Genomic DNA, 341 nt, shown 5'->3' on the forward strand with positions numbered 1-341 from the left:
GCGGCGACCGTGGCGATCGTGATGGGCGTGATCACCGCGATCATCGCCTACACCGTCCAGCTGCGCGGCATGCGGAAGGGCTGACCCGATGACCACCTCTCTCACCACCGCTGCCGCCACCACCGACTCCGGCTCCCCCGCCGGACCGTCCACCACCCGCGGCACAGGTACGAGTACGCACCGGGTCGCCACCCGCACCGCCGCGGCAAGAGGTCGCAGGAATTCGCCCCAGACCCCGCTCAACCCCCGCCCCAGCATCCCGCTGACCCTGGTGACCGGCCTGGTCCTCCTCTACACCCTGCTGCCGCTGGCCTGGCTGGTGATCAACGCCACCAAGGACC

1 pseudogene is annotated in these 341 nt (G+C 70.7%); it reads left to right on the forward strand.

Annotated features, from left to right (window positions below):
- Window positions 1–88 precede the first annotated feature (88 nt).
- Window positions 89–341, forward strand: a pseudogene (locus tag OO54_RS48215) (carbohydrate ABC transporter permease); the annotation flags it as partial.

The organism is Streptomyces wedmorensis (assembly GCF_000716445.1).
In the GTDB taxonomy this organism is placed as follows: domain Bacteria; phylum Actinomycetota; class Actinomycetes; order Streptomycetales; family Streptomycetaceae; genus Streptomyces; species Streptomyces wedmorensis.